15 protein-coding genes are annotated in these 14564 nt (G+C 52.2%); 1 reads left to right on the top strand and 14 read right to left on the bottom strand.

Annotation, left to right across the window (positions count from 1 at the left end; all coding sequences use genetic code 11):
• Positions 1-24 precede the first annotated feature (24 nt).
• The 14 genes from GN107_RS01515 to GN107_RS01450 all read right to left on the bottom strand — a co-directional run bounded on the left by GN107_RS01515 (position 25) and on the right by GN107_RS01450 (position 12934).
• Positions 25-261, bottom strand: a complete 237-nt coding sequence (locus tag GN107_RS01515; RefSeq protein WP_155285996.1) for a DUF1146 family protein — start codon at positions 259-261, stop codon at positions 25-27.
• 1239 nt (positions 262-1500) lie between these two features.
• Positions 1501-1941, bottom strand: a complete 441-nt coding sequence (locus tag GN107_RS01510; protein ID WP_155285997.1) for a F0F1 ATP synthase subunit epsilon — start codon at positions 1939-1941, stop codon at positions 1501-1503.
• Positions 1942-1952: 11 nt separating this feature from the next.
• Entirely contained in the window at positions 1953-3389 is a 1437-nt protein-coding gene (gene atpD, locus GN107_RS01505) for a F0F1 ATP synthase subunit beta (RefSeq protein WP_155285998.1), read from the bottom strand.
• A 29-nt stretch (positions 3390-3418) separates the two neighbouring features.
• Complete coding sequence (locus GN107_RS01500) at positions 3419-4330, bottom strand: F0F1 ATP synthase subunit gamma (protein WP_155285999.1); 912 nt, start codon at positions 4328-4330, stop codon at positions 3419-3421.
• An 11-nt stretch (positions 4331-4341) separates the two neighbouring features.
• Positions 4342-5868 (bottom strand): F0F1 ATP synthase subunit alpha, encoded by a 1527-nt coding sequence (gene atpA / locus GN107_RS01495; protein ID WP_155286000.1) that lies wholly within the window; start codon positions 5866-5868, stop codon positions 4342-4344.
• A gap of 24 nt (positions 5869-5892) precedes the next feature.
• Positions 5893-6438 carry an ATP synthase F1 subunit delta gene (gene atpH / locus GN107_RS01490; protein ID WP_155286001.1) on the bottom strand — a complete coding sequence of 182 codons (546 nt, stop codon included), beginning with the start codon at positions 6436-6438 and terminating at the stop codon, positions 5893-5895.
• Between the two features lies 1 nt (position 6439).
• Positions 6440-6943, bottom strand: coding sequence for a F0F1 ATP synthase subunit B (gene atpF / locus GN107_RS01485; RefSeq protein ID WP_155286002.1), 504 nt, complete (start codon positions 6941-6943; stop codon positions 6440-6442).
• Between the two features lie 36 nt (positions 6944-6979).
• Positions 6980-7192 carry a F0F1 ATP synthase subunit C gene (gene atpE / locus GN107_RS01480; protein WP_155286003.1) on the bottom strand — a complete coding sequence of 71 codons (213 nt, stop codon included), beginning with the start codon at positions 7190-7192 and terminating at the stop codon, positions 6980-6982.
• A 22-nt stretch (positions 7193-7214) separates the two neighbouring features.
• Positions 7215-7916, bottom strand: coding sequence for a F0F1 ATP synthase subunit A (gene atpB / locus GN107_RS01475; protein WP_155286004.1), 702 nt, complete (start codon positions 7914-7916; stop codon positions 7215-7217).
• A gap of 670 nt (positions 7917-8586) precedes the next feature.
• A complete protein-coding gene (gene upp, locus GN107_RS01470; RefSeq protein ID WP_155286005.1) occupies positions 8587-9216 on the bottom strand; it encodes a uracil phosphoribosyltransferase in 630 nt (209 codons plus the stop codon).
• Positions 9217-9287: 71 nt separating this feature from the next.
• Positions 9288-10307 carry an L-threonylcarbamoyladenylate synthase gene (locus GN107_RS01465; RefSeq protein ID WP_155286006.1) on the bottom strand — a complete coding sequence of 340 codons (1020 nt, stop codon included), beginning with the start codon at positions 10305-10307 and terminating at the stop codon, positions 9288-9290.
• Positions 10308-10359: 52 nt separating this feature from the next.
• A complete protein-coding gene (gene prmC / locus GN107_RS01460; RefSeq protein ID WP_155286007.1) occupies positions 10360-11190 on the bottom strand; it encodes a peptide chain release factor N(5)-glutamine methyltransferase in 831 nt (276 codons plus the stop codon).
• The gene (gene prfA, locus GN107_RS01455) at positions 11183-12262 is read right to left on the bottom strand and encodes a peptide chain release factor 1 (RefSeq protein ID WP_155286008.1); all 1080 of its coding nucleotides are present in this window, start codon (positions 12260-12262) and stop codon (positions 11183-11185) included. Before prfA ends, prmC begins: the two co-directional genes overlap by 8 nt.
• A 54-nt stretch (positions 12263-12316) precedes the next feature.
• Positions 12317-12934, bottom strand: a complete 618-nt coding sequence (locus GN107_RS01450; protein WP_155286009.1) for a thymidine kinase — start codon at positions 12932-12934, stop codon at positions 12317-12319.
• A gap of 213 nt (positions 12935-13147) precedes the next feature.
• On the opposite strand from GN107_RS01450, the gene GN107_RS01445 reads away from it, so the two are divergent.
• Positions 13148-14470 (top strand): Mur ligase family protein, encoded by a 1323-nt coding sequence (locus GN107_RS01445; protein ID WP_155286010.1) that lies wholly within the window; start codon positions 13148-13150, stop codon positions 14468-14470.
• The last annotated feature ends 94 nt before the right edge of the window (positions 14471-14564 follow it).

The following is a 14564-nucleotide window of genomic DNA, read 5'->3' as shown; positions in this document are numbered from 1 at the left end:
AAACCGCAATAACTGCGGCAATTATTATTTAATCAAGTAAGTCATGTCCCGTACCGCTTGAACCAGCGATAAGAAGCATGATGACACGAGGTATCCCAACGCAACCGCAACGAAAAACAGCAGTAACTGACTCTCCCGGACCCGGTTGGGTTTCAAAATTTTGTCAAAACGCAGCGCAATCAGTGTTCGCCAAACCATGATGATGAACACTAGATGCGATAACAAAGTGAATAAACCGTTAATACCGAACGATTGGGTCATTACAGAATCCTCCGCTTGTAATCATACCAAAAAATCGCGGCCACAAAAAGCGTTGATAGCAGCTTCTTGGTTAAGAACAAGTAAAAGTATGCACATAATTATAAATACTTTCAGAAATCGAGCCTGCTATCGCCATTGATTCACAATTGAGTGCAATCCGCAGCCAGTTATTTACCGTTACTACTACCGTGGTGAGAAAATTGCAGGGCTGGCAGTGATCGGCCGCGGGGAGGGGCGCCACTGCTTCGCTCCGTATATGCTTTCGCGTGGAACAGCCCGGGGCCGGCTACAGCCAAACTCCGCTTTGCTCCGTGTGGCTTTCACCTAAATTTGGGGCCGCCCTCACTGCGTTCAGTCGCGGTCCCAAATTCACCCCCATTTGTTAAGCAGAAACCCACTGCTTAACAACTGTATGGGCTTTACGCGGCATATACTCCACTACGCTGCGACGCCCCTCCCGGCTACATTCACTTCTAATCGTCAGATAGTGAATTAGACCAACTAACTAATCACCTGCCCCCTCTGAGTTTGTGAATACGCGAAACAGGTTCCGATGGTCACCATAGCCTGTTGATTAGGGTGCAGTTCGCATATCATCCCTATTGTTTAACTACGTAACAAATAGTCGTTAACTAATTTGCACCGTTGCCTAAGGTATCAATTAGACAACGTGGATGTTAAATTAGCTTGATTGACGCTCAGCAACTATATAATTAAATATATTATCAAGTGTTCCGGAGAACCCGAACACTTGCAGCGAAATTAAGGTAGCCAGTAGACGTCTACACAGTCGCCGTAAGGTTGATTTCTATAAATTAAGAACATCACTGTAGGGCAGCGGGCGCCTTTTCCGGGAACGTAGCTGGCGGTAGTGACCATGCTGAAACGATTATTGATAGTAATAGGCTGGTGGGCTTTACCAGCCTATTACTATCAATAATCGGGGAGAGTGGAGAGACCGCAAGGAGGATATATTCGCTGATTGTTAGTTTACCGCTCGGGCTGCCCTAACACGGCGGGCTCGGAACTCAGTGGAAGACTTGGCGCACTTTGCCAAGCCTGCAACGGCCCCAGCATGCCTGTCTGTCACTACCGCGAGCGAAGTGGGAGGAAAATGCGCCCGCCGCCCGGGTAGCGAAGTACAGCAGTGGTACCCCTCCCGGCGGACTTTCAACACAACACTATGTACAGCAAAAAGCCACCCCGTGTTTGCACACGGAGCAGCCTTTTGGCGAACATCTACTGATTAAGTTTGCTGTTCTTAACGTTGATTCGGTTAACCGCGCGTTGCAGAGCAACTTGGGCGCGCTTAAGCTCGTCAGCATCGTTTTTCTGCTTAGCAGCATCGATGCGCCGCTGCGCACGTTCCCGTGCAGCCTGCGCACGCGTCAAGTCAATGTCGCGTGCCCGTTCGGCGGAGTCCGCGATGATGGAGGCAGTGTTGCCATTCATCTCCATGAACCCACCGTTAACGGCGACCCGGTCTTCATGACCAGGCTTGTCGATCCGCTGAATGCGAACCTCACCGATTTGCAGAGGAGCCACGATTGGCTCGTGGTTAGCCATGATGCCGAGATCACCATCTGTGGACCGGACAACCACCATTTTGGCGTGGTGGTCGTAAACCAATCCGTCCGGCGTGACGATGTTGACCGTCAGCACGTTCTTATCGTCGGCCATGTTGATCCCCCCTACTCAGCAGCTGCGGCAGTAGTCTTTGGTTCGTAGCCGAGGGTCTTAGCTTTTGCCAAAACGTCGTCAATGTTACCAACCAAACGGAATGCCTCTTCAGGCACATCGTCGTACTTGCCATCAAGAATTGCCTTGCAGTCCTTAACAGTTTCAGCAACTGGTACGTAGGAACCTGGCTGCCCAGTAAACTGTTCAGCAACGTTGAAGTTCTGACTCAAGAAGAACTGAATGCGCCGCGCACGCGCAACGACCAGCTTTTCGTCATCAGACAGTTCATCCATCCCCAAGATGGAAATGATGTCCTGCAATTCAGCGTAACGCTGCAGCACGTGTTGAACTTCCATCGCAACGTCATAGTGCTCTTGCCCAACAATCTCGGGTGTGAGGGCACTGGATGATGATGCCAATGGGTCAACAGCTGGGTAGATACCCATTTGGGTCAAACGCCGTTCCAGGTTAGTGGTGGCATCCAAGTGGGCAAAGGTTGTTGCAGGTGCAGGGTCAGTGTAGTCATCGGCAGGCACGTAAACGGCCTGGATAGACGTGATTGAACCCTTCTTGGTGGAAGTGATCCGTTCCTGCAACTGACCCATTTCGGTAGCAAGGGTTGGTTGGTAACCAACGGCACTTGGCACCCGGCCAAGCAGCGCGGAAACTTCAGAACCGGCTTGCGTGAACCGGAAAATGTTGTCGATGAAGAGCAGCACGTCCTGGCCTTCAACATCACGGAAGTATTCCGCGATGGTCAAACCGGTCAGTGCAACCCGCATCCGGGCACCAGGGGCTTCGTTCATTTGACCGAAGACCATGGCGGTGTTCTTCAAAACACCTGAACCCTTCATTTCGAAGTACAGGTCATTACCTTCACGAGTCCGTTCACCAACACCGGTGAACACGGAGATACCACCGTGTTCTTCAGCAATGTTGTGGATGAGCTCTTGGATAAGAACCGTCTTCCCAACACCGGCACCACCGAAGAGACCGATCTTACCACCACGTAAGTATGGGGCAAGCAAGTCGATAACTTTGATACCAGTTTCAAGAATTTCTGAACTTGTGCTCAGATCGTCAAACTTTGGAGCTTTTTTGTGGATAACATCGCGCTGGTGATCGGGACCAAACTTCTCGCCGTCATCAATGGTGTCTCCCAAAACGTTGAACACTCGACCAAGAGTGTCCTTACCAACTGGCACGGAAATTGACGCACCAGTGTCGACGGCAACAGCACCACGCTGCAAACCATCCGTGCTGGCCATCGCAATGGTCCGCATGACGCCATCACCAAGTTCAACGGCAACTTCACAAACCAGGTTTGTGTCGTCGTTGATCTTAATGTTCAAGGCGTTGTTGATTTTTGGTAAGGAATCGTTAATGGGAAAGGCTACATCGACGACAGGGCCAATCACTTGTACGACTTTCCCTGTAGAATTACTCAATTGCGTCGTCCTCCCCGCAAAATTATTGTCTATTCAACCGCAGCCGCACCACTGACAATTTCTGTCAGTTCGGTGGTGATGGCTGCTTGCCGGGCGCGGTTGTAGCGCGTCGACAGGTTACTGATCAGATCATCAGCGTTGTCAGTTGCCGCCTTCATCGCTGTCATTGATGCAGCGTGTTCCGCCGTTTTGGCATCGATGATCGCACCGAAAATCAAACTCTCGGCGTATTGGGGCAAGACCGCATCCAGAACTGAATCCAGATCTGGCTCGGTCAGGTATTGAATCGGTGTGTCACTAACTTCCTCAGGATCAAGGTCGTTGATTGGCAGCATCTTTTCAACACGGAACGTTGATGTAAGTGAGTTAACGTGGTGATTGTAGCAGACGTACAGTTCATCGAAGACCTCGTTCCGATACATCGAAACGGCGGTCTTAACAATTTCCCGCACTTCATCGAAAGTCGGAATGTCAGAGACACCCCGGTATTCGTACGCCACGTTCACGTTGCGCGCCTTAAAGAAGTCGGACCCGACCCCACCAATAGCCATGATGGAAGATGGGTGCTCATCGCTCTTCAGAACGTCGAGCATGGACTTCAAAATGTTGCTGTTGTAGCTTCCAACAAGACCACGATCACTCGTGATGACGAGGTAGCCGACCTTCTTAACTTCCCGCTGTTGCAGCAGGTCGCTGACAAGGACCTTCATGTCGTCGTCTTTCTTATCGGTTGCTTCGCGAGCAGCCAGTGTGAGCAACTGACTCTGTGCCAAGTGGGTAACGGTTTCCCGGACCTTGTCGGCATAGATTTCGTACGCTCCAGAGCGCTTTTCAACCTGATTCAGTTTTGCACCAGAAACCATCTGCATGGCCGAGGTGATTTGCCGGGTTTTCTTCGTTGAAGCAATCCGGCGCTTAATATCAATTAATGAATCAGCCATGGTTGCACCTCCTATTCGGCGGAGCTGTCGTCATCAGTTGGGGCAAAACCGTCACTGAATGACTTCATTGCTGCATCCATCTTGTCGGTGTCTGGCAACTTACCAGTCTTAGCAATGCTGTCAGCAAGGTCACTAGCGTTAGCCTTGAAGTAATCAAACAGTTCATCCTGGAAGCGAGCGATGTCGCCAACAGGAACACTGTCCATAAAGCCGTGCGTCAAGGCGTAAAGTGCAAGCACTTGGTCCTCAACTGGCAGGGTCTTGTGGAGTGGCTGCTTCAATACTTCAACGGTCCGCTTACCACGGTTCAACTTGGACTGCGTTGCCGCATCCAGATCGGAACCGAATTGACTGAAGGCTTCCAGTTCACGGTATGAAGCAAGGTCAAGACGCAGGGTCCCGGCAACTTTCTTCATGGCCTTAACCTGAGCGTCCCCACCAACACGGGAAACGGAGGTACCTGCGTCGATAGCTGGCCGCGTCCCAGCGTAGAATAAGTCACTCTGCAAGAAGATTTGACCATCAGTGATACTGATAACGTTGGTTGGAATGTACGCAGAAACGTCACCAGCCTGGGTTTCAATAATCGGCAAAGCCGTCATTGAACCACCACCGAGCTTGTCGCTAAGCTTTGCAGCCCGTTCGAGCAAACGTGAGTGGGTGTAGAAAATGTCACCAGGGTAAGCTTCACGTGCCGGTGGCCGACGGAGCAGCAGGGAAATTTCACGGTATGCGTTAGCCTGCTTCGTCAAATCATCGTACACGATGAGGACGTGCTTGCCATTGTACATGAATTCCTCACCCATCGCTGCACCGGCATAAGGTGCCAGGTACAGCATAGGTGCTGGCTCTGAAGGACCAGCTGAAAGGACGATCGTGTAATCCAGGGCACCGAACTTACGGAGCGTTTCGACAGTACTACGGACAGTTGAGTCCTTCTGCCCAATCGCAACGTAAATACAGATCATGTCCTGATCTTTCTGGTTAATGATGGTATCAATCGCAATACTCGTCTTACCAGTCTTCCGGTCACCGATAATCAGTTCACGTTGGCCACGGCCGATTGGAACCAGGGCGTCAACCGCCTTGAGCCCAGTCTGCAGTGGTTCGAAGACTGACTTCCGCTGCATAACACCTGGGGCTTTCGCCTCGATTGGCCGCGTCTTGTCAGTCTTAATGTCGCCAAGACCATCAATAGGTTGTCCCAGTGTGTTAACAACACGCCCAATCAGGGCATCGCCAACTGGAACTTCCATGATCCGGCCGGTGCGCTTCACGGTGTCGCCTTCACGAATGTTGTCAAAATCACCAAGGATGATGATACCGACGTCATTCGTTTCAAGGTTCTGAACCATACCGTATGAACCATTTGCAAACTGCAAAAGTTCACCGGCCATGGCGTTGTCGAGCCCGTGAGCACGGGCAATCCCGTCACCAATGTAGGTTACGGTACCGACTTCCTCGACGGAGAGGTCGGATTCATAATGCGTCAACTGTTCTTTGATCAGTGCGCTAATTTCTTCTGACTTAATAGCCATGACTTCACCTCTTCGCTAATAATTCTAATGTGCTAATAGTGTGGCGCGAATCTTGTTAATGCGACTACGGACAGTGCCGTCAATAACAAGATTGGCTGCCTCTACCCGGACACCGCCGATAATGCTTGTGTCAACGTTCTGCTTAAGTTCGGCCTTCTTAGCACCGATCTTCGTCGCAATTGCTGCTGAGAGCTTTGCGGCTTGCTCGTTTGACATTGGAACTGCGGTCGTCACCGTACCGGTAACGAGCCCAGCATCCTGGCGCATTTGCTGCTCGTAATTATCAATAATAGCGGGCAGTGCAGCGATGCGACCGTAATCAAACACCATTTGAATCAGATTCTGCGTGATTTGGCTGGCGTCCTTCTTCAGGATGTCAACAAAACTCTGCTTAGTCTCTGGTGTAAGTTCCGGTGCGGATAGGGCTGCTAATAGCTGAGGTTGGTCATTAATGACGGCTTCAAGCTGTTGCAGTTCTTCGTGAACGGAGTCAACCTGACCCTGTTCACTGGCGAGCGCGAAAAGCGCCGCTCCGTACCGTGGTGCAACGATTGCATTCGTAAGCGCCATACTAATCACCTAGCCCTTTGATGTAATCGTCAATGAGGGCCTGCTGATCGTCAGCGTTAAGTTCCTTGCCGATGATTTTGCTTGCGATTGTAACGGACAGATCCGCAACCTGATCGCGGGCGCCGTTAAGGGCGTCTTGCTTAGCCTGGGCGATATCGTCTTGTGCCTTAGCTTTGAGGTCTGAGGCCTCTGCGTGCGCCTGGGCAACGATTTCTTTGCTCTGCTTTTCACCGTTAGCCTTAGCAGTGTTCACGATGGAAACCGCTTCTGCCTGCGTGTTCTTGAGTTCGCTCTGCCGCTTGTTCAGCAGCTCCTGTGCTTCCGCACGGGACTTGTCAGCGTAATCAAGATCATCAGTAATCTTGTCCTGACGCTTGGCCATCATCTTGGTGACAGGACCCCAAGCGTACTTCCCAACGAGAAGCATCAGAACAATAAAGGTTACCAGCGTGAAGAGCATATCGCCGAGTTCAAGGCCAGCGGCACCAATTAATCCGTGAATCATCTATGCCACTCCCTTCCTTTTTGACTGTCTCAACAATTACATGAAGAGAATCAGGAATGAAATGGCGATAGCGATGATTGGCACAGCTTCGATAAGACCGACACCAAGAAGCATCGTCCCACGGAGCTGACCAGACATTTCTGGCTGCCGAGCCATACTTTCAATTGTCTTACTAATAACTTGCCCGTTACCATAACCAGCGGCGAGGGCGGCGATACCAGCTACAAGAGCTGCTGCGAGATCTTTCATGAGTGTTTCTTCCTCCTAAAAACTATTCTTTAACTGCCTTGTGGGACATGTAAACTGACCCGAGAATAACAAAGATATAAGCTTGAATACTGCCAATGAACACTGAGAACACTTGCCAGACCATTTCGAAAACAAATCCGAATGGGAAGGCAAGAATCCCGGTCAAACCACCGCTCAAAGCCATGTTCCGTAAGAGCATAACTAAGATTTCACCAGCGAAAATGTTACCGTACAGACGCAGGGAAAGCGTCATGAAGTTGGTAAACTCTTCAATCAAGTTAATCGGGTTCAGATAGCTCTTAAGATAGCCACCTAAGCCGTTCGTCTCAACCCCATAGTAATGGGACAAAATCAGCACGATCGACGCAAGCGTCATCGTGATGAGTGGGTTTGCGGTCGGTGAGTGGAACCAGGTATAGCCATTAACATTGACGTTAATGAACAGACCTAGTTGGTTCATCACAATTACGAAGAGAAACATCGTAAAGGAAAACAGCTTAAACTTATTTCCTTCAGTACCCGGCATTTCTCCCTTTACAATACCGTTCGTGAAATCGATGACCCATTCAAGCAGGTTCTGCTTACCATCAGGCCGAATTTTCGGATTCCGAGATAACCAGTAAACCAGCAGGAACACTACCACCGCGGCAACAAGCAAGCCAATATCATTAGCAAGGTTGAAACGGAGCGGACCAATTTGCAGTTCGGGATATTTGTCGTTCACAGAATTCACCTCCTTTTCGAAAACATGTACCCAGAGTGTATGTAAACACGCGCAGAGGGCCCAACTTTCTTAATTACGGAATTTTGCAGAGCATCCCACAAAATACACTGATTACTTTAACACCTTGGCAATGAAAAGACAAAAGCAAATGCCGGTATGACGGCGCTTAGCAAGCATCGCGCTATGAAAGCGCCAACTCGCAATGGCAACGGGCTTTAACAGTTGTAGTGTTGACTAATTCGGCATTTTGATGCAACAATTACAGATTTTTGTATCAAATTTTTTTGTCGCAATGCCACTATTTTTCATGAAAACGGGGGTAAAAATAGCTGTAGATAACAAAAGAGCCGGGGACAAGTCCCGCGTAGGCATCGCAACCATTAACCGCCACCACCCACGGCCGACTCCTGACCGTTCGTAATTATGGTGAGGAGTCGGCCACCTACGCTACGCTACGGATGTGGGAGAGTAAGCGACAAGTCGCAAACTCTCCCAGCATACAAACGTGGCCCACAATGCAGCTCCTACTCCGTTGTCCATTCCACTACGGGCAACAAGTTGCACTAGTGGAAATGGCTCCGCTTAGCCAAATCGGCGCCTATCCCCAAAATTCGGGAATAGGCGCCGATTTTTCTAATGCTCAGAAGCTGACCGCATTGTGGCCCACTCTTTACTTAGTTCCGAACAAGCGGTCCCCGGCATCCCCAAGACCTGGGAAAATGTAGCCGGAATCCGTCAGGCGATCATCAAGCGCCGCAGCGTAGATGTCAACATCAGGGTTGGCCTCTTGAATTGCCGCAACCCCTTCTGGAGCCGCAACCAGCACGATCAAACGCATGGAGGTTGCCCCACGCTTCTTCAGTGCCTCAATGGCCATGTTCGCTGAACCACCAGTGGCGAGCATTGGGTCAACGATGAACAGGTCACGCTGCTCGATGTCGGCAGGCATCTTGACGAAGTACTCGTGTGGTTTCAGAGTCTTTTCGTCCCGGTACATACCGATGTGCCCAACTTTAGCTGCAGGAATCAGACGCAAAACGCCATCGACCATGCCGAGCCCGGCCCGCAGAATCGGGATAACAGCCAGCTTCTTGCCGGCTAATTCCTTCTGCACCGTCTTGCCCATTGGTGTCTCGACTTCAACGTCCTGAAGTGGCAAATCACGGGTAATTTCGTAAACCATGAGTTCTGCAATTTCGTTAGCAATCTCACGGAATTCCTTAGTCCCTGCGTTCTTATCGCGAATCAGTGTCAACTTGTGCTGAATCAGCGGGTGATTCAAAACGGTAAACTTACCCATTATTGTGCGTTCTCCTATCTTTGAGTGCCCCACGCAGGCACAGCCTGTTCTATTATATCCAAATTCCGAACTTATGCACGCGCATCTGCGGAAAAATGCATGCCACCAGCAGATTTTTCGATGCGGTTCATGTAGGCCTCACCCAAACCACGGGCCGGGAAGCCCTCTGCAAGCACCATCTCGACCTGGGGGTGCAGGTCAAAGTAGCGCAGACCAGCAAATAAATCGCGGGTCGCACTCGTGATGTCACTGCCCAGTGAGTAGGTCGGCAAATCCTGACCATACTTTTGCAAGATGCCATCCGTTGCCAGCAAACCGAAATCCTTGCCGCTAGCCTTCGCCCATGCCAGTGCAGCCGCAAAATCCGCCTCGTGGTCAACGATGACTACCTGAGCGTCCGGAGCGTAGTGCTTGTACTTCATCCCTGGTGCCTTGGGCGTCTCGTTGGCGCCAACGTGGTGCTTGTCGGTCTGCACCTCACCAATAACTGGCTTGAGCATTTCTTCATCAATTGCACCGGGCCGCAAAATTGCCGGCTGATCGGTAGACATATCGATGATAGTTGACTCGACCCCAACCGTGGTCGGTCCATCATCGAGGATCCCGGCGATGCGCCCGTTCATGTCGTGCATCACGTGCTGCGCGGTCGTCGGGCTGGGCTTACCAGACAGATTAGCTGACGGGCCAACAATTGGCGTCCCGGCAGCCCGAATCAACGCGAGCGTCGTTTCGTTGGCTGGATTCCGGAAGGCCGCAGTGTGCAAGCCCCCGGTAACCGTCATGTTCAGCGCGCCAGGCTTCAGCGGCAAAATAATGGTCAGTGAACCCGGCCAGAACTTGTCCATGAGCTTGCGCGCTGCCGGGGTGATGATTGCAAAACGTTCAACCGTTGCAACGTCCGCGACCGTGACAATCAGTGGGTTGTCACTTGGCCGCCCCTTGGCCTTGTAGACATTAGCGGCGGCCACTTCATTGGTCGCGTCCGCCCCCAGTCCATACACCGTTTCAGTTGGAAACGCAACGAGCTCCCCAGCCTGGATCAACTTGGCAGCCTCTTTAACGGTCGCCTTGGTGAAAATCTTTGTTTCCATTATTATCGTAATGACCTTTCATATTAAATAAGCGTTAAGCCCACCCAAGAAATCAGAAACTGATTTTGACTGCCCGCGGATTGCCGGCATCATCACACCGGAACTCAGCGCTCGCGTCTGGCAACATGGTACTGATCATTCGCTCAAGGGCGGGCTGCTGGTGGTAGCCGAACTCCAGGTAAGCTGCAGCGTCCGGGTTCAGGTGCGCCGGCAGCTGCCTGAAGAGTTGTTCGAACAGTGCCAAGCCCTTTTGCGGTGCGTACAGCGCCAGCGCCGGCTCAAACAGCTTCGTGCTCGTGTCCATAACGTCCTGCTCGGCCACATCAATGTAGGGCAAGTTGCTGACGATGAAGTCGAAGCGCCCGTCAATATTCGCCAGCAGGTCGCTCTGCACAAACTCAACATCCGCGCCTAATGTCTGTGCGTTTTGCCGGCTCACCACCAGCGCCCCCGCTGACAAATCACTGAGTGTCATCTTCAGCTGTGGCTGTTCCAACTTCAGGGTGATGCCGATCGCCCCACTGCCGGTACCGAGGTCGAGCCCTGTTTGCGCAGCCGTTTGCTCATTCAGAACCCACTCAACAAGCAGTTCGGTGTCAAAACGGGGAATTAGCACCCGCTCATCGACAGCAAAATCGCGGCCCCAAAACGGAGCGGTGCCGACAATGTACTGCGCCGGCTCATTTTGCAGCAGGCGGTGCAGATCCGCGTTAAACTGCTCGGCAACCGCGGCTGACATTTCGTCCCGGCCGTGCAAAATCAGTTGGCTGCGCGACCAGTGCAGGCGGCTGGCGAGCACAAAATTAGCTCCATCAGCCGGAATCCCGGCCTTTTCCAGCAAGAGAGACGCCCCTTGGAGCGCCTCCCGGTAAGTCTTAGACATTCAGTTGCTCCATCTTCTTGGTCTGGTCTTGCACGATCAGGGCCGAAATGATGTCGTCCAGCTCACCGTTCATAATCCGGTCCAGCTTGTTGAGACTCAGCCCGATGCGGTGGTCAGTAACCCGGTTTTGCGGGTAGTTGTAAGTCCGAATCCGTTCGGACCGGTCCCCGGAACCGATTGCGGTCTTGCGCTTGTTGGCGTATTCCTCTTCGTTCTGACTTTCGTAGTAGTCGTAAACCCGCGCGGTCAGAATCTGCAGTGCCTTGACCCGGTTCTGCTGCTGGGAACGCTCATCTTGCATCGCAACGACAATCCCGGACGGAATGTGCGTCATCCGCACCGCGGAACTAGTTTTGTTAATGTGCTGACCACCGGCACCGCTGGAACGGTAAACATCGGTGCGGATGTCCTTCGGGTCGAGCACGAGGTCAACCTTCTCATATTCAGGCATCACGCCGACGGTTGCGGTACTGGTGTGCACGCGGCCGGCACTTTCAGTTGCGGGGATCCGCTGCACCCGGTGCGCCCCGTTTTCGTACTTCAGCTTGGAGTAAACACTGTCACCGGTGATCATGATGACAACTTCCTTGTAACCACCGACGTCGGTTGGTGATTCGTCGATGATTTCGGTCTTCCAGCCCTGGCGTTCTGCGTAACGGGTGTACATGTTGAGCAGGTCGGCGGCAAAGAGGCTGGCTTCATCCCCACCAGCGGCCCCGTGGATTTCCATGATGATGTTCTTGTCATCGTTCGGATCCTTCGGCAGCATCAGGACCTTGAGCTGTTCCTCCAGCTTGTCCTTTTGCTCCTTGTCGCTGTCGATTTCTTCCTTGGCCATGTCGATCATGTCCTGGTCTTTACTCTCGCGCAGTAACTCTTCACTCTCGTCCAGGTCTTCCTGGATTTCCTTGTACTTCTTGTAAGCCGCAACGATTTCCCGCATTGACCCTTCCTCTTTGGAAAGTGCCATGTAGCGTTTCGTGTCGTTAATGACTTCGGGGTCTGACATTTGTTCTTCCAGCTCCTCGTAGCGCTCTAGCACGCCTTCGAGCTGGTCAAAAATTTTATCCATTTGGTCCTCCTATACTTTTGCACCTTGCTACTACTAATTGCACTGGTAGCGCCGCTAACGGTGCTTCAGCGGATCCTTGCCCTGCGCATTGGCAGCCAGTTCCTCTAGATTCGGGTGGTTGTAGTGTTTCCGGCAGACTGGGTAGTAGGACTCATTACCGCCGATCATGATCTGCTCGCCATCATAAACTGGCTTGCCATCGTGCACCCGCAAGTTCATCGTGGCCTTCTTAGCGCAGAACCAGCAAATAGTTTTCATTTCTTCGATTTTGTCCGCGTACAGCAGCAGCGCCTCGCTCCCACTGAACAGGTGGTTCTGGAAGTCGTTCTTGAGGCCAAAAGTCATGACCGGAATGTTGAGTTCATCGACGACCTGGGTGCACTGGAGTACGTGCTTCTTCTGCAGGAACTGGGCCTCGTCGATCAGAATGCAATCGATGTGCTCCGGCATGTCCTTAACGATTTCGAAAATGTTCGTCTCTGGGTATACGGGCACGGCCTTACGTTCTAGCCCCATGCGGCTGGCAATCATCCCCAGGCCGGAGCGGGAGTCAACACTGCTGGTCATGATGACCACGTGCTTACCCTGCTCCTCGTAGTTATGCGCCACCTTCAGGATTTCAATACTCTTGCCGCTGTTCATTGCTCCGTAACGATAGAAAAGTTGTGCCATGTGTGTCCCCCACATCGTTTTCTGGCCGCGCCGTCTTGATTCAAAATGGCTGGCACGACCCAATCCCATCTAGTATACAAAAAATTAGCCATCTTTAAAACCAGCGGGCACCGCCTTTGGGACAGATATGCTAGAATTAAAGCATTATGTTCGCAGAGAGGAAGAGTCATCACGACAAAGACATCACCCATCAAAGCACCGCTCGCCATTGGGATGGGCAAACTGTCCTATTCCGTTCTCCACGGAATCTTTAAGGGCGGCTCCTCATACCCCGGCAAGCTCGCACAAAAAATTGATCCTGACGTGTTGCGCAGTTTGGGTCGCAACTACGACGTCATCATCATTACTGGTACCAATGGTAAGACCCTGACCACCAACCTCGTGGTCAAGGTGCTCAGCCAAAAGTACGACGACATTCTCACCAACCCCACCGGCAGCAACATGATGCGCGGCATCATCGCCGCTTTCCTTGCCCACAAGAAGCACGGTAAGGGCCGCGGCCTGGCCGTACTGGAAGTCGACGAAGCTAACGTTGCCCCCGTTTCAGCCGCCCTGCACCCAAAGGCTTACGTGCTGACCAATATTTTCCGGGACCAGATGGACCGTTATGGTGAGTTCTACACCACTTACCAGAAAATCCTGGACGGGATCGAAATGCACCCGGACGCAACCGTTATTGCCAACGGTGACGCCCCAATTTTCCACTCCAAGGAATTCAAGAATCCAGTCCGTTACTTTGGCTTCGACCGCGGCGGCACCGCCGATGAGTTCGCCCCGGTCAACACGGATGGCGTGCTCTGTCCGCGCTGCCAGCACATTTTGCACTACCACGAAATCATCTACAGCAACCTGGGCGATTACTTCTGCCCTACCTGCGGCTTCAAGCGGCCGGCTCTGAGCACCAAGATGACCGCCATCACCGCACAGACGCCAACGAGTTCTAGTTTCACCATTGACGGTCACGACTACCAGCTCGGCATCGGCGGGACCTACAACATCTACAACGCCCTCGCCGCTTGCGCTATCGGTAAGGAGTTCGGCATCACGCCCGAACAGATCGATAAGGCCTTCGCCTACGATGAACAGGTCTTCGGCCGCCAAGAAGTCATTCAGGTCGGCGGCAAGGCCGTTACCCTCGTCCTCGTCAAGAACCCCGTGGGCATGAACCAAGTTCTCGAAATGATCGGCCACGACGACGAGCACTTTGCATTCGGCTTCTTGCTCAACGCCAAGTATGCCGACGGGAAAGATACGTCCTGGATCTGGGACACCAATCTGGAGCAGTTTGTCGCCAGCAAGCGCGCCACCAGCTACCTTGTCGGTGGCGAACGCTACAAGGACATTGAGTACCGGGTTCAAGTTGCCGGCGTGCCCGCAGCTGAATTGATCACCGAACCTGACCTCAGCAAGCTGCCCGACCGTATCGCGCGCTTCCCTGAAAAGAAGGTTTACCTGCTCGCAACCTACACTGCCATGCTTGCCCTGCGCAAGAGCTTCGCGGATGCCGGATTGATTAAGGCAGGATTCGAGAAGTAAATCGGAGTGCAACGAAAGCCGTTTAACTCCTGAGCATTAACGTAAAAACCGACTAGGCACGAAATTTGTGCTTAGTCGGTTTTTGTGTTAAGCG

Origin of the sequence: Lacticaseibacillus zhaodongensis (genome assembly GCF_009687905.1) — a bacterium.
In the GTDB taxonomy this organism is placed as follows: Bacteria; Bacillota; Bacilli; order Lactobacillales; family Lactobacillaceae; genus Lacticaseibacillus; species Lacticaseibacillus zhaodongensis.
The sequence above is the reverse complement of the archived record's forward strand: the minus strand, read 5'-3'. Positions and strand labels throughout refer to the sequence as shown.

What these genes read in the sequence shown, in the direction of transcription:
- GN107_RS01465 (WP_155286006.1), bottom strand. Translation starts at nt 10,307, where the DNA reads ATGGAAACAAAGATTTTCACCAAGGCGACCGTTAAAGAGGCTGCCAAG.
- atpA (WP_155286000.1), bottom strand. Translation starts at nt 5,868, where the DNA reads ATGGCTATTAAGTCAGAAGAAATTAGCGCACTGATCAAAGAACAGTTG.
- GN107_RS01450 (WP_155286009.1), bottom strand. Translation starts at nt 12,934, where the DNA reads ATGGCACAACTTTTCTATCGTTACGGAGCAATGAACAGCGGCAAGAGT.
- GN107_RS01510 (WP_155285997.1), bottom strand. Translation starts at nt 1,941, where the DNA reads ATGGCCGACGATAAGAACGTGCTGACGGTCAACATCGTCACGCCGGAC.
- atpE (WP_155286003.1), bottom strand. Translation starts at nt 7,192, where the DNA reads ATGAAAGATCTCGCAGCAGCTCTTGTAGCTGGTATCGCCGCCCTCGCC.
- GN107_RS01515 (WP_155285996.1), bottom strand. Translation starts at nt 261, where the DNA reads ATGACCCAATCGTTCGGTATTAACGGTTTATTCACTTTGTTATCGCAT.
- prfA (WP_155286008.1), bottom strand. Translation starts at nt 12,262, where the DNA reads ATGGATAAAATTTTTGACCAGCTCGAAGGCGTGCTAGAGCGCTACGAG.
- atpH (WP_155286001.1), bottom strand. Translation starts at nt 6,438, where the DNA reads ATGGCGCTTACGAATGCAATCGTTGCACCACGGTACGGAGCGGCGCTT.
- GN107_RS01445 (WP_155286010.1), top strand. Translation starts at nt 13,148, where the DNA reads ATGGGCAAACTGTCCTATTCCGTTCTCCACGGAATCTTTAAGGGCGGC.
- GN107_RS01500 (WP_155285999.1), bottom strand. Translation starts at nt 4,330, where the DNA reads ATGGCTGATTCATTAATTGATATTAAGCGCCGGATTGCTTCAACGAAG.
- atpF (WP_155286002.1), bottom strand. Translation starts at nt 6,943, where the DNA reads ATGATTCACGGATTAATTGGTGCCGCTGGCCTTGAACTCGGCGATATG.
- prmC (WP_155286007.1), bottom strand. Translation starts at nt 11,190, where the DNA reads ATGTCTAAGACTTACCGGGAGGCGCTCCAAGGGGCGTCTCTCTTGCTG.
- upp (WP_155286005.1), bottom strand. Translation starts at nt 9,216, where the DNA reads ATGGGTAAGTTTACCGTTTTGAATCACCCGCTGATTCAGCACAAGTTG.